Below are 19,145 nucleotides of genomic sequence, written 5' to 3'. Positions count from 1 at the left end.
CTCGAACGCGCCGGCGTCCAGGGCGACATGGGACCCAAGCTCGCCGAAGAGCACGATCTCGAATACTGGAACAAGGACGCCGTCGCAAAGGGCAACCTCGCACCTCAGCTCAAGATCGAAAACGAAAAGGAAAAACCAACCACCGTCAACTATGACGAACTCGTCAAATCCTGGCAGAAGTAAGGTTCTTTCCTTTTGAGACAAGGCGACGGCCGGGGCATGCCCCGGCCGTTTGCATGTCGTGGCGGTGAAGTAAAAAATATTTCATGATTTTGAAGATTGATTGGACTGTTGAGAGCGCATCGCGTCGCGGCTTCTTTGAGTGATGCGCTAAACTGCGTGTAGTAAATGATTTTTCGCAGCTTCGACTAAGAAAATAATTTACAAGAATACGTCTTCTTGCTAGGGAGATTGTAGCGATAGTGCTGCTTCGTCGCATGGCGTGGGCGGCGAAAACCGGCAGGTGGAGTGAAAGTCATGGCATTTGTCACTATGGGTCCGATGCTGAAGCGTGCGCAGGCGGCCCGCTACGGCATCGCCGCCTTCAACATGATCGATTACAACAGCGTGCGCTCGATCATCGAGGGCGCGGCGGAGTTGGATGCGCCGATCATCGTGCAGGTCTCGGTGAAGACGATCAAGCACTGGGGCTACAAGCCGATTGCCACCTGGGTGCGCATGCTGGCGGATGATGTCGATGTGCCGGTGGCGCTTCATCTCGACCATTGCAGTGATGCGGACGTGATCCGTCGCTGTATCGATGCCGGCTGGTCGTCGGTCATGTTCGACGGTTCCTCGCTGCCCTTTGCCGAGAACAAGGCGCGCTCGGAGGAAATCTACCGCATGACCGAACAGGCCGGCGTCGGGCTGGAGGCTGAGATCGGCGCGATCGGTGGCGTCGAGGACGATAAGTTCGTGGCGGAGGATTCCGCGATCCTCGCCAACTACGACGAATGCCTCGCCTTCGTGAAGGACATGCCGAACCTCGCAGTCTTCGCGCCCGCCATCGGAACGGCACATGGTTTCTACAAAGGGCAGCCGAAGATCGCCTATGATCTTCTCGAGCGCATCACGCAATCGATTTCCGTGCCGATTGCGCTGCATGGCGGGACGGGGCTCAGCCAGGAACAGTTCGACCGCTGCATCGCCGGCGGCTGCGCGAAGGTCAACATCTCGACCATGCACAAACATCGCTTCATCGAAGGCTTTATCGGCGTGCGTGCGGAAAAGCCCAAGCTGGAAGAGCCGCTTCCTTTCATCGTCGGACAATATGACGCCATGAAGAAGGACGTCGTTGACATGATCCGCATCTTCGGATCGGCCGGCAAGGCCGCGCATGCGTCGGGGGCCTGAACCGATGCAGGCTCTGATTTTCGATTGCGACGGCGTTCTGGTCGATACGGAGCGCGACGGGCACCGCGTTTCCTTCAATGAGGCCTTTGCCGAACTCGGCATAGACTGCGTCTGGTCGGTCGAGCGCTATGGCGAACTGCTTCTGACCGCTGGCGGCAAGGAACGCATGCGCCGTCATTTCGAAGAGACCGGCTGGCCCGCGGGCACCGAGGACCGGGACGCGTTGATCGCGACGATCCACAAGCGCAAGACCGCAATCTTCATGCATCTGATCGAGGAGGGCAGTCTCCCGCTTCGGCCCGGCATCGCACGCATCGTTGACGAGGCCATTGCAAACGGTATCACGCTCGCGGTTTGCTCGACATCGAACGAGAAGGCCGTCCAGGCGGTGGTCGATGTGATGCTTGGACCTGAAAGGTCCGAGAAGATTAGAGTTTTCGCGGGCGACGTGGTCGCCGCCAAGAAACCGGCGCCGGATATCTACAACCTCGCCGCCCGGACGCTCGGGCTCGATCCGGGTCATTGCGTGGTGATCGAGGACAGCAACAACGGGTTGCGCGCGGCCAAAGCGGCCGGCATGCACTGCGTCGTGACGATCTCGTCCTATACCGGCGAGGAGGATTTTTCGCTCGCTGACCGGGTCGTGGATGATCTGGATGCAGGAAACGTCGATATCTCTTTTTGCCGCGCACTCATCGACGCCTGACAATCGGCATTCCGCTTTGCGGTCAAAGGCCGGCCGTTCGTTCAGCCGGCCTTTCCGCCTTTATGCCGATAGCGTTTCTCGAGGGCCTCGCCCGTGACCTTCAGCGCCTTGGCCGGTTCTTCGCCCGCACGGAAGATCGTGCCGACATAAAGCAAGTCGATCAGAAACAGCTGGCTGAGTCGCCCCTCCAGAAAGTCGCCGTGCAGCGGGACGAGCTGTTGTCCCGCGCTCCAGGTGGTCAGTGCGACATCGGCAGCGCGCCCGACCTCTGACCCAACATTGCTCGTGATGGCAATCGTCGTTGCCTTTCGCTCACGTGCCAGATGCAAAGCGTCCGTTACGGTCTCGGTGGTGCCGGTATGCGAGATGCCGACCATCACGTCCTTCTCGGTCATCGTCGCGGCGACGATCGTCTGGGTATAGCCGTCGCGCAGGCTGGTGGCCTCGAAGCCCGCCTTCATAAACATATGGGCGGCCTCGTCGCAGATCGCCGCCGCACCCCCCACGCCGACGAAGACGATCTTGCGCGCATTGCGCAACGCTTCCACGGCCTGCTCGAGCCTGTGGGCGTCCAGCATGCGCTGCGTGCCGTCCACGCCGGCAATCAGAAGATTGGCAAGCTTGCTCGATGTGCTGATCAGGGAGTCCGTATCTTCGATCTCGAGCGGCAGGTTTACGAAGCTCGCGCGTGCGCGCGCGCCTTCGGCAAGCGACAGCTTCATGTCCGAATAGCCGTCATAGCCAAGCGCCCGGCTTACGCGGCTGATCGTGGCTTCCGAGACGCCAAGCGTGCGGCCGAGTTCCGTAATGGATGAATCGAGACGCCGTCCGGCATTTTCGCGCAGGAAGTCCGCGACGATGCGCTCCGATTTCCTGAGCGTGCCATAGCGTTCCTGAATCCGTTCCAGAAGATCGCTCTGCTTAAGGTCGCTCAACGGTCGAGCATCAGTCATAACTTCAATCCAAGGTGCCGGCCGAGGCCGATAGGTCTGCTGAACATTGGTAGCACTATAGACTGAGGAAGAAAAGTTTACTCTCTGCTTTTCAAGTCGGTACGTGCAGCGAAAAGCTCACCGCGTGATCGCTCGCTTTGCTGCGCCATAAACACGCGCGTCAGATCGTGGAAAGAATTTTACTTTTTACTGGATTTCTCTGCTGGTTTCGCAGGCAGCACAAGGCAAAAGTTTCACTCCATTTTTTGTTTGCGATCCCGTACGACACAAAAAACCATTAAAAAACAACGATATTGGTTGCTCGTCATCTATTGATGAGTGATTTCCCCGCTGAATTCAGCGCTTTTATTTATGGAGAAAATTTTCTCGACAACATGTTTTTCGGATGTTAGAACGCCATTCATCGACAAGCGATCTTCATATCGGGGAGAGAGAAATCCATGGCAGCGCAGGCTCAGAAGGCGAATGCACCCTCGCGGGAGCTTCTGGAAAAACTTTTCAGGACGGCCTACAAAATCCGTGTCTTCGAGTCCGAAGGCATCAAGCTCTATCGTCAGGGGCTGATCCGTGGATACTTCCATCCCTATCTCGGACAGGAGGGCATCGCGACGGGCGTTTGCGCCGCCTTGCAGGAAGGCGATTTCATCGCATCGACCCACCGCGGGCACGGCCACTGCATCGCCTGGGGTGCCGATGTGAAGCGCATGGTGGCCGAACTCCTGCAAAAGGAGACGGGTTACTGCCGCGGCTACGGCGGCTCCATGCACATCGCCGACATCAGGGCCGGCAATCTTGGCGCAAACGGCATCGTGGGCGCCGGTACGCCGCTCGGCGTCGGTGCGGCGCTCGCCAACCAGATCAAGGGTAACGATGCCGTTACGGTGACCTTCTCGACGGACGGCGCCTCCAACAACGGCACGTTTCTGGAATCACTCAATCTGGCGGCGATCTGGAACCTTTCCTACGTGCTCGTCGTGGAAAACAACCAATATGCCGTCTCGACGCGTATCGAGGAATCGACGCGCGACGTCGATCTCTACAAGCGCGGCCTCGCCATCGGCGTCGAAAGCCATCAGGTCGACGGCAATGACTCACTCGCCGTCTATCACCTCATGCAGGATGCGGTTGAAAAGTGCCGCCGTGGAGAAGGCCCGATCCTCATCGAGGCGAAGACCTACCGCCACATGGGCCACCATGTGAACGATCCCGGCAAGTATATGCCGGCCGACACGCTGGCCTATTACAAGGAACGCGACCCGGTCGATCGCGCGCGCAATGCTCTCGTCGAGATCGTGGGTCTCGACCAGGCCGAAATCGAAGCGATCGAAAACGAGATCAAGCAGGAATTCGAGGATGCCGTCGAATTCTCCAAGGCGAGCCGTGAGATCACGCTCGCCGAGTTCAACGAATTCGTCGAAGCCTACTGAGCAGACGGGGAGGATCACACCATGGCCAGAGAAATCATGTACCGCGATGCGCTGCGCGAGGCGATCGACGAGGAAATGGAGCGCGACAGCACCGTTTTCATCATCGGCGAAGGTATTGCCGAACGCGGTGGCTCCTACAAGGTCACGGAAGGCTTGCTGTCGAAATACGGTCCCAAGCGCGTGCGTGACACGCCGATTGCCGAAGCCGGCATGATCGGCGTCGGCGTGGGCGCGGCCATTGCCGGTGCCCGGCCGATCGTGGAAATTCTCTATATCGACTTCGCCATGCTCGGTATGGACATGATCGTCAACCAGGCCGCCAAGTTCCGTTTGATGACCGGCGGCGACGGCCGGGTTCCCTTCGTCATGCGCACGCAGGGCGGTACGGGCGGCGGTGTGGCGGCACAGCATTCGCAGAGCCTCGAAGCGCTGTTCTACCACATTCCCGGTCTGAAGGTCGTCATGCCGTCGACCCCTGCGGACGCGAAAGGCCTGTTGAAATATGCGCTGCGCCAGTCCGACCCGGTCATGTTCCTGGAGCACAAGCATCTTTACATGACGAAGGGCCTCGTTCCCGATGGCGAGCACGTCATCGAGTTCGGCAAGGGCGATATCAAGCGCCCGGGCAAGGATGTGACGCTGATTGCCTGGTCGAACATGATCCCCCGTACGCTGGAAGCGGCCGAGAAACTGGCGGCGGAAGGCATCGATGCGGAGGTGATCGATCCGCGCACGCTCGTGCCGCTCGACAAGGATATGATCCTCGGCTCGGTCGCCAAGACAAACCGCGCCGTCATCGTTCAGGAGGCCGTGCGCCGCGGCGGCGTCGCCTCGGACATCGCGTCCATCATCCAGGAAGAGGCGTTCTACCAGCTGGACGCGCCGATCGAGATCGTCGCCGGCCTCAACATTCCGATCCCGTTCAATCTCGAGCTTGAAAAGGCGAGCGTTCCACAGGTGGACGACATCGTGCTCGCCGTGCGCCGCACGCTTCATTCAAAGCCGCTCGCGCAAGCCGCTGAGTGAGAAGAGAGATCGGGAGACGACCATGTCCTTGCATGTGCTGGAAAAGCTCGCGGCCACAAATCCGGACTGTGAAATCTGGTGGGATTCCTCACCCCTGATCTACGAAGGTTGGAAAGCCTCTGTCCTGAAGGATGCGCCTGCCGGAAAGCGGGCGGATTGGGAGGCGCAGTTGTCGCGCCTCTTCGACGCGGAAACTGCTGCCCGTGACGGCACGATGGGTTTTCGCGGCGTCACGACCAACCCGCCGCTCTCGCTGCAGGCGATTCAGGCCGATCCGGCCTTCTGGGCGGACGAGATCCGCAAGATCGCATCGACACGCAACGCCGATGATGTCGAGGATATCTACTGGGCGGTCTATCTCGATGTCGTGCGCCGCGGCGCGGCGATGATCCGCAAGGTCTTCGATGCATCGCGCGGCAAGTACGGCTATGTCTCCGGCCAGGTCGACCCGCGTTTCGTCACGGACAAGACGCGCATGCTGGAGCAGGCGCTTCAGCTTGCAGAGATCGCGCCTAACGTCATGGTGAAGATTCCCGGCTCTAAGGAAGGCTATGAGGTCATCGAAGAGCTGACGGCCCGCGGCATCTCCACCAACAACACGACGTCCTTCACCGTTCCGCAATATGTCGCCTGCATGGATGCCGTTTCAAGCGGCCTTGGGCGGGCGAGGGCGGCTGGTGTCGATCTCTCGAAATGGCGCTCGGTCATCACCCACATGTCCTCCCGCCTCGGGAATGTCGGCGACCTCAAGGCCCAGGCCGATGCGCGTGGTATTGCGCTTTCGCCGGAGGAAATCCTGCTAGGCGAGATGGCGGTGCTGAAGCGTGCCTATCGCTACGGAAAGGATCGCAACCATCCCAGCAAGATGCTGCAATGCTCCATGCGCGTGCAGGACGAAGGGGCGGGCGGCAAGGCATCGAGCGGCCATATCGCGCTGATCGCCGGCGGCGACTTCGTCTATACCTGCCCGCCGGGCTACATCGCGCAGCTCATGAAGGCCGAGGACCGGCTGCCGGATTTCGATCCTGCCGCAATCGATACGGACGCGTCGGCGGAGCTCATCGAAAAGCTGCTGCGCATTCCCTATTTCCGCCAGGCCTATGAATTCGACGGCATGAAGCCGGAGGAGTTTTCACGCTTTGGCGCCTTCGCTGCAACGGCAGCGGAATTCGCAGCCGCCACCCGCAAGACCGTGGATTTCGTCGCGCAGTCCGTCGAAACGCTCCACCGTCGCGTGGCTTGAGAGGAGAACCGTCATGGCACGTCCCATTTTGATGCCGCAGGTCGGTCAGGACCTGACCGAAGGCAAGATCACGGCTATACTCGTCAAGGTCGGCGACAAAGTCAAAAAGGGCGACATCGTCGCTGAAATCGAATCCGAAAAGGCGGTCTTTGAGGTCGAGGCCTTCGAGACGGGTACGATCCTCGAGATACGCCACAATGTCGGCGACATGGGGGTTGTTCTTGAACCGCTCATGATGGTCGGCGAAGAGGGCGAGAAGCTGGAAGTCGCCGCCGCTCCTGTCGCAGCTTTCTCCGGCGAGGATGCCCAGTCCATCGTCGAGACGGCCAAGGAGAACATCGCGGTCTTCCCGCGTGAGTCCGTCCGTGAAAACGAGACGGCCTTCCTGAAATCGGGCACCGGCGGTTCCTCGCCGCTTGCCCGACGGATTGCCGCCTCAGCCGGCATCGATATCGCCCGGGTGCCCGGCTCCGGCCCGCGCGGTGCTGTGGTGAAGCGCGACGTGGAGGCATTCAAGCGCTCCTCCGGCTCGGGCACGCTCGTCAACTTCGGCGGCGCCACTCCCACGGCTTCCAACGGCCGCACCGTTCTCAAGACGCTGCAAGCCGGTGTGGGAGACCCGGTGCTGTTCATCCACGGCTTCGGCGCCGAACTTTCCGCCTGGCGTTCGTTCATCGGCCATATCAGCGTGGCCAATCCGATCCTCGCGCTCGACCTTCCCGGTCACGGTGGCGCAGCGAATGCATCGGCTGACAGCTTCGACGATCTAGTGGCCGTCGTGCGCGCCACGCTAGCTGCCGAGAAGATCGAGCGGCTGCATCTGGTCGGCCATTCGCTCGGCGCGGCAGTTGCCACGGCCATCGCAGGCGGCGGGGATCTCGACGTGCGGTCGCTGACGCTGATTGCGCCGGCCGGCCTCGGACCGAAGATCAACGGCGACTATGTGAGCGGGTTCCTGTCCGCCGACAGCGAGGCGGCGCTTCAGGCCTGGCTCGGCCTGTTGGTTCATGAACCGGCGAACCTGCCCGGTGTCCTGGTCCGCGCAACACTCTCCAGTCGCGAAGGAACGGGTATGGTGGCGAACCAGACGCGGCTTGCGGCCGGTGTCTTTGCGGGAAGCACGCAGCTCTTCTCCGTGCGCGATGCCCTGAACCGTTTCGGCGGGCCCGCCCGCGTCATCGTCGGGGAGCAGGATCGCATCGTACCGGCCGAGCACAGCAATGCGCTTCCGGCGCATGTGGGTCTGCATCGTCTCTCGCAGGTCGGGCATCTGCCGCAACTCGAAGCCGCTCCACTCGTCGGGCGCCTCGTGTCGCAGACCATTCGAAGCGTCGGCTGAGCGCTTCGCCTCCCGGCCGTGCCACGCACCTCTCGTTGGTGCGTGGCCGCGTCGAGCCAATACCCGTTGAAAGGACTGCCGCATGCCGGCCTATGACATCATTGTGATCGGCGCTGGGCCGGGCGGCTATGTCGCGGCCATTCGTGCGGCGCAGCTGGGTCTGCGGACGGCGGTTGTCGAGCGCAGGCATCTCGGCGGCGTCTGCCTCAACTGGGGCTGCATTCCCACGAAGTCGCTGCTCCATTCTGCGGCCCTTCTGGATGAGGCCCGTCATGCTGGAACATTCGGCATTCGAAGCGAAACGCCCTCCGTCGATTTTCCAGGCGTTGTCGCGCGCTCGCGCATGGTCGCCGGCCAGCTCAATGCCGGTGTTCAGTTCCTGCTGCGCAAGAACAAGGTCGATGTCATCTGGGGTGCCGCTGAAATCCTGGCGCCCGGCATGGTGCGTGTCACGGCCGGTGAGGGCGAGGCGCCGAAGGGCACGCTTGCACCCGGCGATTACGATGCGGCACATATCATCATCGCCACTGGCGCCTCCGAGCGCCGCCTGCCGGGCATCGTTCCCGACGGCGAACGCATCTGGTCCTATCATCATGCGATGACGCCGGCTGCGCTGCCGGCTTCCATTGCCATTGTGGGTGGCGGCGCCATCGGTGTGGAGTTTGCAAGCCTCTACAGTTCGCTGGGCGCGAAAGTGACGCTGATCGAGCGTCTGGCTCGTATCCTGCCGCAGGAAGACGCCGAGGTGGCCGAACAGATGAGCAAGTCCCTGCGCAAGCGGGGCATTGATGTTTTGACTGGCGTTGAAATTTCGCAGGTCTCGCCTGATGTGGCCGGCGTGACGGTGCGTTTCAGCGATCCCGATGGTCCTCGCGAAATCACAGCCGATAAGCTTCTTTCCGCCGCGGGTGTCGTGGCAAATGTCGACGGGCTTGGCTTGGAGAAGCTTGGGATCGCCCTGCGCAACGGCACAATCGCTGCCGATGCAGCCGGCCGGACCAGCATTTCCGGGCTCTATGCCATCGGCGACGTTGCCGGCCCGCCCATGCTGGCACACAAGGCCGAGCATGAGGGCGTGCGCTGTGTCGAGGCGATCGCGGGACGTGGATTGCACGCTGGCATGGGGCCGGTCCCATCCTGCATTTTCGCCACGCCACAGGTCGCCTCCATTGGCCTGACGGAAGAGGCCGCTCTTCAAAAAGGGCTGGGCGTCGATATCGGCCGCTTCGCTTTTCGCGGAAATGGCAAGGCGGTCACCATTGGCGAAACAGACGGTTTCGTCAAAGTCCTGTTCGACAAGGTGAGCGGGCGGCTCGTCGGCGCGCACATGGTCGGTCCCTCGGTCAGCGAGCTCGTGCCCGTCTTTTCCCTTGCGCTGACCATGGGCGCGACGCGCGAGCATCTTCTCCACACGATATTTCCCCATCCCACGCTGTCGGAAGCGCTGCATGAGGCTACGCTGGCCTCCGATTCACGCGCGATTCACGCATAGAGGATGGACATGAGCAAAGGCACGATTGTTTTCGATCTCGATGGCACGCTTGTAGACAGCGTACCGGACCTGGCAGGGTCTCTCGACACGCTTATGGTGGAAAGGGGGCTGGCGCCGATCGGTGTCGAAACCGCCCGTAGGCTGATCGGCCACGGTATTCCGAACCTGGTGCGCCGGGCTTTGGGCGAGCGCGGTGTGGAATGGGAGGACGACGCCGGCGCGGTCGCCGTCAAGCGCTTCACCGAAATCTACGGCGCACGCGTCGCGCAGGAGACACGGCCCTATGCAGATGTCGAGACCGTGCTGGAGCAGCTTGCGGGTGAGGGCTGGAAGATGGCGGTCTGCACCAACAAGATGGAGCGCTTTGCCCGACAGATCGTCGATCACCTCGGCCTCTCGCGCTTCTTTGCCGTGGTTGCAGGGCCGGACACGTTCGGCGTTGGCAAGCCGGATCCCCGCCATCTGACGGAAACCGCGGCGGCGGCGGGCGGCGCGCATCCGGTCCTTTTCGTCGGCGATTCAGAGGTCGACATCGCCACCGGAAAGGCAGCCGGGGTGCCGGTGATTGCGCTGACCTACGGCTATACGAAAACGCCGTTGGACGATCTCGGCGCCGACCGGCTCATCGATGCCTTCGCGGAACTGCCCGACGCTATCGCCTCGCTACAGGCGCGACGGCTGGCGGAAACATGACATCCTGATGCCGGCCGGCGCCGGCATTGTATCACTCTTGGAGAAGAAAATGGCGCTGCGGCTGTCGCTCAACACCAATCCGCTGGTCAACCGGTTTGCCGATGTCGATGATCTCATCGAGACCATCGCAGAGCGAATTCGTATCGGTCATATCCAGCTGACCCCTGAGTTCATCAATCCGTCATGGCCGGCCTCCGTCATTACGCGCCGTGTTCGCGCCTTCCGCCGCGCGCTGGACCGAACCGGCGTGCGGGTCACGTCCGTCATGACGAGCACGTACGGTCGCCTCAATCATTTCGGTCATTCCGACCCCGATGTGCGCGCCTATTATCTCGAATGGTTCCGCACGCTGGCCGATATAGCCGGTGAACTGGGCGCAGACGGCATGGGCTCGCAGTTCGCGGTGTTCACGCAGAAGGACTACAACGACCAGGCGCGCCGGCAGGAACTGATCGAAACCGTGATCGACTGCTGGAAGGACGTGGCCGAACAGGGCAAGGCGGCAGGGCTCAAATACATCTTCTGGGAGCCGATGTCGGTTGGCCGTGAGTTCGGCCAGACGATTGCCGCGTGCCGCACGCTCGACCGGCGGCTTGCGAGCGCGGGTTTCGCCATACCGTTCCGCATGATCGTGGACATCGACCACGGCGACGTGACCTCTTCGAACCCCGATGATACCGACCCCTATGCCTGGGCGGCGGCATTCCCGCAGGAATCGCCGATCATCCACGTCAAGCAGTCCTCCATGAACAAGGGCGGGCACTGGCCTTTCACCGCCGAACACAACAAGGACGGCCGCATCCAGCCTGAAAAGCTGATCCGCACCGTCAGGGAGGCCGGCGGCGCGGATAACGAAATCTGCATGGAGCTGTCATTCCGCGAGCGCGAACCGACGGATGGACGCGTGGTCGAGATGATCCGGGAATCGGTCGCCTATTGGGAACCGCATATCGACACCGGCATGAACGGTTTTCGCGGCTGAGGAAGGAAGAAGACATGGCAAAATCGCTCTGGGTCGGCACAAGCTGGAAGATGAACAAGACGCTTTCCGAGGCGTTGGCTTTCGCAGACGGCCTCAAGGCGGCGGATGGTGAACGCGCGCAGCATGTTCAACGCTTCATCCTGCCCGCATTCACGGCCATCAGGGAGGTCAAGAGCCGCCTTGCGCAGACCAGCGTGAAGGTCGGTGCGCAGAATATGCATTGGGACGAAGGCGGGGCGTGGACCGGCGAGATCTCGCCGGTCATGCTGAAGGACTGCAATGCCGACCTTGTCGAGATCGGGCATAGCGAGCGTCGCGAGTTCTTCAACGAGACAGATGAGGCGGTTGGCCGCAAAACCGCGGCTGCGGTGCGCCACGGACTGATCCCGTTGGTGTGCATCGGCGAGACACTTGCCGAACGAGAGGCCGGGCGGGCGGACGAAGTGCTGGCGCGTCAGGTAACGGCGGCTCTGGCTCTGCTCACCCCGGCGGAAAAACAGGCGGAAATCCTCATCGCCTATGAGCCGGTCTGGGCGATTGGCGTGAACGGCATCCCCGCCACGATGGATTATGCCAATGCCCGTCACGAGAAGATCAGCGCGGTCGTGGAATCGGCCATGGGCCGGCGTCTGCCGTTGCTCTATGGCGGCAGCGTCAACCCCGCAAACTGTGCGGAACTGGTGTCACAAGCGCATATCGATGGCCTGTTCATCGGCCGCTCGGCCTGGACCATCGAGGGCTATCTCGACATCCTCAAACGGGTCGCAAGCGCGGTCTGAACGGCACGGGCTGCCGATATGGTGCCTTAGCCGGCACGCACCGGAGAGGCGTCGCTGTCACCGTTCCCGCCCGGCGTCGTGGCGGGTCGTGCGCCGAGTATGCGGTTTCGGCCAACGAGGATGACGTTCTCCATCGCCCGGCGTGCGCCGTCTTCGTCGCGCCTGCGGATTTCCTCGACGATGCGGATATGGCTCGATGAGACGTCGGTGATGCGGATATCCGCGGTTGCTGGTGAGCTCAATTCGAAGACGCCGGCAAGAGCGGCCTCGATTAGGCTTCCTACCGTGCGCATGAAGGGGTTACGCGAGGCCTCCATCACGCTCAGATGAAAGCGCAGGTCGGCGATCGCCATCGTCTCGGGGGTGTGACTGGGATCACCCATGGCGACGGCCAGATGCATCATCTGAATGATATCCGCCTCGGAGGCATGGCGCGCGGCAAGTGCGGCGGCATGCGGCTCGAAGCCGAGTCTGATCTCGCTCAGGTGCAAGAGAAAATTCTCGTCGACACCGACCGCGAAATGCCAGGTGAGAATATCGCCGTCAAAGAGGTTCCACTGGCTTTTCGGCGTCACACGCGTGCCGATGCGGGCGCGCGGCACGACCAGACCCTTGGCAGCCAGCGTCTTCATCGCTTCCCGCAAGACGGTTCTGGAAACCTCGAATCTGGCCTCCAGTTCAGCGTCGCCGGGTAGGGTCGTGCCGACGGGAAACTCTCCGGCGATGATCGCCTTGCCGAGCGCGTTCACCACCTGCCAGTGGCTTGTGCGGACACCCGCGCCCGTGATCACCGTATCGAGCACTCCCTTGCGGCGGACCATCTGCTATCGCCTTCTTTCGGGGTGGCCCCGCGGGGCGGCCTGTGCCTTTCGGATCGCGTCAGGCATGGCGTCGCCTTCGGTCGGACAGGAGGATCAGGGCCTTCTGGAGCAGGATGAACGCGAAGAGCAGCAGGCCGATGAGGATCTTGGTCCACCAGCTCGAAAGCGAGCCGTCGAAGGTGATGTAGGTCTGGATCAGCCCCTGTATCAGGATGCCGATCAGCGTTCCCGCCACGAAGCCGGAGCCGCCCGTGAGCAGCGTGCCGCCGATGACCACGGCCGCGATGGCATCAAGCTCGACGCCGACAGTCGCCAGTGAGTAACCCGCCGAGGTGTAGAGCGAGAAGACGATACCCGACAGACCGGCGAGAAACCCTGATAGCGCGTATATCATGACGGTCGTGCGGCCGATCGGCACACCCATGAGCCGCGCCGTGGCGGTGCCGCCGCCCAGCGCATAGACATCGGCGCCGAAGCGCGTGCGGTGGGCGATCAGGATACCGACGAGGAAGACCACGAGCATCAGTCCGCCGATCAGCGTCAGGCGTCCGCCACCGGGCAGGACGTAATAGAAGCTCTTCAGCGACGTATAGAACGGATGCTTGATCGGGATGGAGTCGATGGAAAGCACAAACGCCATGCCGCGGGCAAGGAACATGCCGGCCAGTGTGACAATGAAGGGCGGCATTTCCAGATGGTGGATGATGGCCCCCATCATCGCGCCGAAGGCGGTCGTGATGATCAGCGCCAGAGCAAACGCGGCGAGCGGATGAATCGCTGTCGATTGCAGAAGCACGGCAAGGAACACGCCGGTGAAGGCGATCACCGCGCCGATCGACAGGTCGATGCCGCCAGACAGGATGACGAAGGTCATGCCCACAGCTGCGATGCCAAGGAAGGCATTGTCGGTCAGCAGGTTGCCGATCACGCGGGTCGACAGCATGTTGGGATATTGCGCGATGCAGACGGCGTAGGCGATGAGGAAGATCGCGACGGTCGCGGTGAGCGGAAGGTAGCGCGGGTTCATTTCGCCTCCTGCTCCTTCTTGGGCTCTGCGGCGCGGGCGCGCGACATCCAGATGAAGGCTGATTGCGCGCGCGGGGACTGGATGACCAGGATCAGCACGATGATGGCCGCCTTGATGATGAGGTTGAATTCCGGCGGGAAGCCTGAAAGCAGGATTCCGGTGTTGATCGACTGGATGATCATCGCACCGAGCAGCGAGGCGGCAATACTGAAGCGGCCGCCGAGCAGGGAGGTACCGCCGACGACGACGGCGAGGATGGCGTCGAGCTCAAGCCAGAGGCCGGCATTGTTGGCGTCCGCACCACGGATATCGGCGGCGGCGATGATGCCGGCCAGGGCTGCGCAAAGCCCTGAGAGCATGTACGCGGCGATCAGCAGGACGCCTGTCGACACGCCGGACAGGCGGGATGCGCGGCGGTTCACGCCCACGGCCTCGATGAGCATGCCAAGCGCCGTTCGCCGCACGAGCAGCGCCACGATGAGGCCGAAGCCCAGCCAGATGATAACAGGCATCGGCAGGCCGAACAGCGAGCCGCTGCCGATGAAGATCAGGCCCGGATGGTTGAAGGTGAGGATGGCGCCTTCGGTGATAAGCTGCGCGATGCCTCGCCCAGCCACCATAAGCACCAGCGTTGCGATGATCGGCTGGATATCGAGCACGGCGACGAGCACGCCGTTCCACAGGCCGCACAGGATGCCGGTCGAAATCGTAACCAAGAGGGTGAAGGCCAGGGAGTGGCCTGCGGTGATGGAGGCAGCAGCCACTGCGCCGCAGATCGCCATGACCGCGCCCACGGAAAGGTCGATGCCCTTTGTCGCGATCACCACCGTCATGCCGATGGCCAGCAGGGCGACGGGGGCGCCGCGGTTCAGGATATCGATAAGGCTGCCATAGAGGCGGTCGTTCTGGAACGACAGCTTGAAAAAGCCGGGGAAGGCGAGCGACACCATGAAGAGGATGATGGCGAGCGCCGCGACCTGCGGAAACAGCCTGACAGCATAGGCCTTGAGCGTGCCCGTCATGATGGCCTCCCTTCATGCGCGGAGGCGATCGCCTCGACGATGGCGTTGGTGGTGACCTCTTCCCCCGTCAGTTCGGCCACATGCGCCCGGTCTCTCAGCACGAGGACGCGGCTTGAATAGGCGACGAGTTCTTCCAGTTCGGAGGAAATGACGATCAGCGACATGCCCTTTTCGCACAGGGTTTCGATGAGGCGGATGATTTCCGCATGCGCGCCGACATCGATGCCGCGCGTCGGCTCGTCGAGGATGAGGAATTCCGGATTGGTCGCCAGCCAGCGGGCCAGGATGGCTTTCTGCTGATTGCCGCCGGACAAAAGCCGGATCGGCTTTTCACGGTCACTTGTGCGGATATCGAGCGCCTTGATGTAGTGATCGGCAAGCCTGTCCTGCTCGCTCCGGCTGATCGGCCGCGCCCAGCCGCGTCGCGCCTGCAGCGCCAGCACGATGTTTTCACGCACCGAGAGATCGCCGACGATACCGTCGACCTTGCGATCCTCGGGGCAGAAGCCGAATTTCTCGCGGATTGCAGCGCGCGGCGAGGAGAGGTCGAGCGGGCGGCCATCGACCTCGGCCGTACCGCTGTCGGCGCGCTCGGCACCGAACAGAATTTCTGCCGTCTCTGTGCGGCCGGAGCCGAGGAGGCCGGCAATGCCGACCACTTCGCCGGAGGCGACATCGAGATCGAACGGTTGGATATGCCCCTTGCGACCGAAGCCGCGGAAGCGGAAGCGCGCGGCGCCGGGCGCCTTCGCTTCACTCTGTTTTGCTTCGCTGACTTCGTGCACGAGTTCGCGGCCGAGCATCATGGCGATGAGTTCACGGCGCGGCAGGGCCGAGGTGTCGCGCGTACCGACAAGCTGGCCGTTGCGCAGAACGGTGATGCGGTCCGAGATGTCATAGACCTGCTCGAGGAAGTGCGTGATGAAGATGATCCCGAGACCGCGCTCCTTGAGGCGGCGCACGATGCGAAACAGCATCGCGACTTCGTGTGTGTCCAGGCTGGCCGTCGGTTCGTCGAGGATGAGCACCTTGCCGGACAGATCGACGGCGCGGGCAATGGCGATCACCTGCTGGACAGCGACGGAAAAAGATGAGAGCTCCGCCGTCACATCGATGTCGAGGTCGTATTGCGAAAGGAGCGCACGGGCCTGCTTGTTCATCGCGCGTGCATCGACAAGACCGAAGCGACGCGGCTGGCGGCCGAGAAACAGGTTTTCGGCGACCGTGAGGTTCGCCAGCAGGTTCACTTCCTGGTAGACCGTACCGATGCCAAGCTTCTGCGCTTCCAGCGTGTTGTGCGGATCGACATCGGCGCCATCGAGCAGGATGCGACCGCCATCGCGCCGGTAGGCGCCTGTCAGGCACTTGATGAGCGTGGATTTTCCGGCGCCGTTTTCACCCAGAAGAGCGTGAACCTCACCGCGTGCAAGCGAGAAATCGACGCCGTTGAGCGCCCTGGCACCCGGGAAGATCTTGTCGATCCCCGTCGCCGATAGAACATAGGAACTGACCGACTGCATGATCCCGACCCGTATGACAGAAACCGGCCGCAGCGTAGCAAGACGCGCGTCGGCAGGCAAAGCGCTGGTGTGCGCCCGGCCATCTTAAGGCCGGGCGCAGGACCGGGTAGGGATTAGTAGCCGAGGCCCTTCTTTTCTTCGTAGACCTTCATCGGATCGTCAGCCTGGGTGTAAAGCTTCGATTCCGTCTGGATCCACTTCGGCGGCTCCTTGCCGTCCTTGATGAAGGCATCGAGCGCATCGAAGGCCGGACCGGCCATGTTCGGCGTCAGTTCGACCGTGGCGTTCGCCTCGCCGGCGGCCATGGCCTGGAAGATATCCGGAACGGCGTCGATCGATACGACGAGGATATCGGTGCCCGGCTTCAGACCGGCTTCCTTGATCGCCTGGATGGCGCCGACGGCCATGTCGTCATTGTGCGCGTAGACTGCACAGATGTTCTTGCCGCCGTCCTCGGCCTTCAGGAAGCTTTCCATGACTTCCTTGCCCTTGGTGCGGGTGAAGTCGCCGGTCTGGCTGCGGACGATCTTCAGGTTGTCCTTGCCTGCAAGCGCTTCTTCGAAGCCCTTCTTGCGGTCGATGGCCGGCGAGGAGCCTGTCGTGCCCTGGAGTTCGACGACATTGCACGGCTTGCCGGCGACCGTGTCGACCAGCCACTTGCCGGCGACATTGCCTTCATGCACGAGGTCGGACGTGACGGCGGTGAGATAGAGATCCTTCGGCGCATCAATGGTGCGGTCGAGCAGCACGACCGGAATCTTCGCGTCCTTGGCTTCCTGCAGCACTTCATCCCAGCCGGTGGCAACGACCGGTGCGACCAGGATGGCATCGACGCCCTGCGCGATGAACGAACGCAGCGCCTTGATCTGATTTTCCTGCTTCTGCTGGGCATCGGCGAACTTGAGGTCGATGCCGCGCTTTTCAGCCTGCTGCTTGGTCAGTGTGGTTTCTGCGGCGCGCCAGCCCGATTCGGAACCGATCTGCGAAAAGCCCACGGTCATCGCCAACGCGGAAGCCGCGCTGAAGACCGATGCAGCCAGAATCGTGGCGCCTGCGAGTGCGAATTTGAAGTTCATGGTTTCCTCCCAAACAAAGCTGCTCCTCAGCAGCGTCGATAAAACATCATATTGTATTACTATTGTAAACCGCCAAATCCGCTTGCGGACAATTTTTCTCGCGGCAGGGTAATTCTTATGCAGCGAGGTTCGCGGCAGACGCGTCACGGCCGCCGCGACCGGGCGGACTGCATGGTGGCGGCATTGCGTTTCATCGATGATGATGTGGGCGGCTCGGAAGGCTAGACTTCGACTGGCCGTGCCATCTGTCGGTCTATGCCGAAGACGCGGCGATAGCGTTCGATCTCGGCTGGATTGCCCGTCGCCTTGGCGGGGTTATCGGAAAGCTTCACCGCGGGGCGGCCGTTCGCGCTCGTGACCTTGCACACGAGTGAGATCGGATCGAGCGCCGTGCCTCCGTCCTGGTCGCAGCCGCGGAAATCGTTGGTGAGATTGGTGCCCCAGCCGAAGCTCATGCGCACTCGCCCGTGGAAATGCCGGTAGGTCTCCTCGATCGTATCGACGTCCATGCCGTCGGAGAAGATCAGCAGCTTCTGGCGCGGATCGCGCCCCTTTGCACGCCACCAGTCGATGATCTGCTCGCCGCCCTCGATCGGGGGCGCGCTGTCGGGTCGAAAGCCCGTCCAGTCAGCGACCCAGTCGGGTGCGTTTGCGAGAAAGGCTGCCGTTCCATAGGCATCGGGCAGGGCGATCAGCAGATTGCCGTTGTAATGCTGCCGCCAGTCCTCCAGCACCTGATAGGGGGCACGCGCCAGCGCGTCGTCGCCGTCGGCAAGTGCGGCTGCGACCATTGGCAGCTCGTGCGCATTGGTGCCGATGGCTTCGAGATCGGCATCCATGGCGAGAAGCACGTTGGATGTACCGATGAAGCGATCCCCAAGCCCCTCCTTTAACGCCTCCACGCACCAGCGCTGCCAGAGGAATCCGTGGCGCCGCCGCGTGCCGAAGTCGGAAATGACCAGATCCGGCAGTTTCGCCAGCCGCTCCACCTTCTCCCAGAGCCGTGCCTTCGCGCGGGCATAGAGAACATCAAGCGTGAAGCGCCCACGCCCGCGCATGCCCGCCCGCGACTTCAACTCGTTGATGATGGCGAGCGCCGGGATTTCCCACATCGTCGTGTGCGTCCAGGGTCCGTCGAAATGCAGCTCGTATTGGCCATCCACCTTGTGCAGGTCATATTCGGGAAGGCGGAAATCGGCGAGCCAGGCGATGAAGTCAGGGCCGAACATGCGCGCCTTGCCGTAGAAGCTGTTACCGGCAAGCCAGATCAGTTCCTTCTTCGTAAAACGGATTTCGCGGGCGTGATCGAGCTGCGCGCGCAGCTCTCCTTCGTCGATGATGTCGCCGAGCCGCACGCTTTTCGTCCGGTTGATGAGCGAAAAGGTGGCATGCACGCCGGGATATTGCCGGCGGATCATCTGGAGCATCAGAAGCTTGTAGAAATCCGTATCCAGCAGGCTGCGCACGATCGGGTCGAGCCGGAAATTATGATCGTAGGTGCGGGTCGCGATGTCGGTAACGGCCATGCCGGCTCCTGGAAGATGATGCGTCCTGATTGTGCGCAACCTTCATGATTGGCGGATGCATGGCAAGTGGCGAGAAATTCATTCCCTTTCTTATGGTTGCATACTCGCCCTTCTTTATATCTAATGATTGTATTTAGGGAGTCGTCTTCAACCGAAAAAA

The 19,145-nt window shown here is 61.9% G+C and carries 17 protein-coding genes and 1 pseudogene; 11 read left to right on the top strand and 7 right to left on the bottom strand.

Features of this window, described 5'->3' with window-relative positions; genetic code table 11:
• The 3 genes and pseudogenes from MKI86_RS18115 to MKI86_RS18105 form a co-directional block, all read left to right on the top strand.
• A pseudogene (locus MKI86_RS18115) lies at positions 1 to 183 on the top strand (carbohydrate ABC transporter substrate-binding protein); the annotation flags it as partial.
• A 294-nt stretch (positions 184 to 477) separates the two neighbouring features.
• Complete coding sequence (locus tag MKI86_RS18110; RefSeq protein ID WP_241603656.1) at positions 478 to 1,353, top strand: class II fructose-bisphosphate aldolase; 876 nt, start codon at positions 478 to 480, stop codon at positions 1,351 to 1,353.
• A 4-nt stretch (positions 1,354 to 1,357) separates the two neighbouring features.
• Positions 1,358 to 2,059, top strand: a complete 702-nt coding sequence (locus MKI86_RS18105) for an HAD family hydrolase (protein ID WP_241603653.1) — start codon at positions 1,358 to 1,360, stop codon at positions 2,057 to 2,059.
• Positions 2,060 to 2,100: 41 nt separating this feature from the next.
• Here the strand turns inward: MKI86_RS18105 and MKI86_RS18100 are convergent, their stop codons facing one another.
• Positions 2,101 to 3,012 (bottom strand): MurR/RpiR family transcriptional regulator, encoded by a 912-nt coding sequence (locus tag MKI86_RS18100; RefSeq protein ID WP_241603651.1) that lies wholly within the window; start codon positions 3,010 to 3,012, stop codon positions 2,101 to 2,103.
• Positions 3,013 to 3,452: 440 nt separating this feature from the next.
• Here MKI86_RS18100 and MKI86_RS18095 point away from each other — a divergent pair, with 440 nt between their 5' ends.
• The 8 genes from MKI86_RS18095 (at position 3,453) to MKI86_RS18060 (ending at position 11,993) form a co-directional block, all read left to right on the top strand.
• Positions 3,453 to 4,439 (top strand): thiamine pyrophosphate-dependent dehydrogenase E1 component subunit alpha, encoded by a 987-nt coding sequence (locus MKI86_RS18095; RefSeq protein WP_202402433.1) that lies wholly within the window; start codon positions 3,453 to 3,455, stop codon positions 4,437 to 4,439.
• 21 nt (positions 4,440 to 4,460) lie between these two features.
• Entirely contained in the window at positions 4,461 to 5,465 is a 1,005-nt protein-coding gene (locus tag MKI86_RS18090; protein WP_241603647.1) for an alpha-ketoacid dehydrogenase subunit beta, read from the top strand.
• 22 nt (positions 5,466 to 5,487) lie between these two features.
• Positions 5,488 to 6,708, top strand: a complete 1,221-nt coding sequence (locus MKI86_RS18085) for a transaldolase family protein (RefSeq protein WP_241603643.1) — start codon at positions 5,488 to 5,490, stop codon at positions 6,706 to 6,708.
• A gap of 13 nt (positions 6,709 to 6,721) precedes the next feature.
• Positions 6,722 to 8,047, top strand: coding sequence for an acetoin dehydrogenase dihydrolipoyllysine-residue acetyltransferase subunit (locus tag MKI86_RS18080; RefSeq protein ID WP_241603640.1), 1,326 nt, complete (start codon positions 6,722 to 6,724; stop codon positions 8,045 to 8,047).
• A gap of 82 nt (positions 8,048 to 8,129) precedes the next feature.
• The gene (gene lpdA, locus MKI86_RS18075) at positions 8,130 to 9,539 is read left to right on the top strand and encodes a dihydrolipoyl dehydrogenase (RefSeq protein ID WP_241603637.1); all 1,410 of its coding nucleotides are present in this window, start codon (positions 8,130 to 8,132) and stop codon (positions 9,537 to 9,539) included.
• Between the two features lie 9 nt (positions 9,540 to 9,548).
• Positions 9,549 to 10,232 (top strand): phosphoglycolate phosphatase, encoded by a 684-nt coding sequence (gph, locus tag MKI86_RS18070; protein WP_241603633.1) that lies wholly within the window; start codon positions 9,549 to 9,551, stop codon positions 10,230 to 10,232.
• Between the two features lie 49 nt (positions 10,233 to 10,281).
• The gene (locus MKI86_RS18065) at positions 10,282 to 11,214 is read left to right on the top strand and encodes a sugar phosphate isomerase/epimerase family protein (RefSeq protein ID WP_241603630.1); all 933 of its coding nucleotides are present in this window, start codon (positions 10,282 to 10,284) and stop codon (positions 11,212 to 11,214) included.
• 14 nt (positions 11,215 to 11,228) lie between these two features.
• Complete coding sequence (locus tag MKI86_RS18060; RefSeq protein ID WP_241603627.1) at positions 11,229 to 11,993, top strand: triose-phosphate isomerase; 765 nt, start codon at positions 11,229 to 11,231, stop codon at positions 11,991 to 11,993.
• 26 nt (positions 11,994 to 12,019) lie between these two features.
• On the opposite strand, the gene MKI86_RS18055 is transcribed toward MKI86_RS18060, so the two are convergent.
• From MKI86_RS18055 to pncB, 6 genes are all read right to left on the bottom strand, one after another.
• Complete coding sequence (locus tag MKI86_RS18055) at positions 12,020 to 12,814, bottom strand: FadR/GntR family transcriptional regulator (RefSeq protein WP_241603624.1); 795 nt, start codon at positions 12,812 to 12,814, stop codon at positions 12,020 to 12,022.
• A gap of 58 nt (positions 12,815 to 12,872) precedes the next feature.
• Positions 12,873 to 13,841 (bottom strand): galactofuranose ABC transporter, permease protein YjfF, encoded by a 969-nt coding sequence (yjfF, locus tag MKI86_RS18050; protein WP_241603622.1) that lies wholly within the window; start codon positions 13,839 to 13,841, stop codon positions 12,873 to 12,875.
• Positions 13,838 to 14,863, bottom strand: coding sequence for an ABC transporter permease (locus tag MKI86_RS18045; RefSeq protein ID WP_241603619.1), 1,026 nt, complete (start codon positions 14,861 to 14,863; stop codon positions 13,838 to 13,840). Before MKI86_RS18045 ends, yjfF begins: the two co-directional genes overlap by 4 nt.
• Entirely contained in the window at positions 14,860 to 16,383 is a 1,524-nt protein-coding gene (gene ytfR, locus MKI86_RS18040; protein WP_241603616.1) for a galactofuranose ABC transporter, ATP-binding protein YtfR, read from the bottom strand. The genes MKI86_RS18045 and ytfR overlap by 4 nt, the downstream gene beginning before the upstream one ends.
• 113 nt (positions 16,384 to 16,496) lie before the next feature.
• Entirely contained in the window at positions 16,497 to 17,459 is a 963-nt protein-coding gene (ytfQ, locus tag MKI86_RS18035) for a galactofuranose ABC transporter, galactofuranose-binding protein YtfQ (protein ID WP_241603613.1), read from the bottom strand.
• A 221-nt stretch (positions 17,460 to 17,680) separates the two neighbouring features.
• A complete protein-coding gene (gene pncB, locus MKI86_RS18030) occupies positions 17,681 to 18,985 on the bottom strand; it encodes a nicotinate phosphoribosyltransferase (protein ID WP_241603610.1) in 1,305 nt (434 codons plus the stop codon).
• Positions 18,986 to 19,145: the final 160 nt, after the last annotated feature.

The organism is Shinella sedimenti (assembly GCF_022601905.1).
Classification (GTDB): Bacteria; Pseudomonadota; Alphaproteobacteria; order Rhizobiales; family Rhizobiaceae; genus Shinella; species Shinella sedimenti.
Note: the sequence above shows the minus strand (reverse complement) of the source record. Positions and strands in the feature narration are given on the sequence as shown.

Bases quoted from the DNA above. Each gene is read 5' to 3' on its own strand.
- yjfF (WP_241603622.1), bottom strand. From the start codon at position 13,841: ATGAACCCGCGCTACCTTCCGCTCACCGCGACCGTCGCGATCTTCCTC.
- MKI86_RS18045 (WP_241603619.1), bottom strand. From the start codon at position 14,863: ATGACGGGCACGCTCAAGGCCTATGCTGTCAGGCTGTTTCCGCAGGTC.
- gph (WP_241603633.1), top strand. From the start codon at position 9,549: ATGAGCAAAGGCACGATTGTTTTCGATCTCGATGGCACGCTTGTAGAC.
- ytfR (WP_241603616.1), bottom strand. From the start codon at position 16,383: ATGCAGTCGGTCAGTTCCTATGTTCTATCGGCGACGGGGATCGACAAG.
- lpdA (WP_241603637.1), top strand. From the start codon at position 8,130: ATGCCGGCCTATGACATCATTGTGATCGGCGCTGGGCCGGGCGGCTAT.
- MKI86_RS18080 (WP_241603640.1), top strand. From the start codon at position 6,722: ATGGCACGTCCCATTTTGATGCCGCAGGTCGGTCAGGACCTGACCGAA.
- MKI86_RS18090 (WP_241603647.1), top strand. From the start codon at position 4,461: ATGGCCAGAGAAATCATGTACCGCGATGCGCTGCGCGAGGCGATCGAC.
- pncB (WP_241603610.1), bottom strand. From the start codon at position 18,985: ATGGCCGTTACCGACATCGCGACCCGCACCTACGATCATAATTTCCGG.
- MKI86_RS18110 (WP_241603656.1), top strand. From the start codon at position 478: ATGGCATTTGTCACTATGGGTCCGATGCTGAAGCGTGCGCAGGCGGCC.
- ytfQ (WP_241603613.1), bottom strand. From the start codon at position 17,459: ATGAACTTCAAATTCGCACTCGCAGGCGCCACGATTCTGGCTGCATCG.
- MKI86_RS18065 (WP_241603630.1), top strand. From the start codon at position 10,282: ATGGCGCTGCGGCTGTCGCTCAACACCAATCCGCTGGTCAACCGGTTT.
- MKI86_RS18105 (WP_241603653.1), top strand. From the start codon at position 1,358: ATGCAGGCTCTGATTTTCGATTGCGACGGCGTTCTGGTCGATACGGAG.
- MKI86_RS18085 (WP_241603643.1), top strand. From the start codon at position 5,488: ATGTCCTTGCATGTGCTGGAAAAGCTCGCGGCCACAAATCCGGACTGT.
- MKI86_RS18055 (WP_241603624.1), bottom strand. From the start codon at position 12,814: ATGGTCCGCCGCAAGGGAGTGCTCGATACGGTGATCACGGGCGCGGGT.
- MKI86_RS18095 (WP_202402433.1), top strand. From the start codon at position 3,453: ATGGCAGCGCAGGCTCAGAAGGCGAATGCACCCTCGCGGGAGCTTCTG.
- MKI86_RS18060 (WP_241603627.1), top strand. From the start codon at position 11,229: ATGGCAAAATCGCTCTGGGTCGGCACAAGCTGGAAGATGAACAAGACG.
- MKI86_RS18100 (WP_241603651.1), bottom strand. From the start codon at position 3,012: ATGACTGATGCTCGACCGTTGAGCGACCTTAAGCAGAGCGATCTTCTG.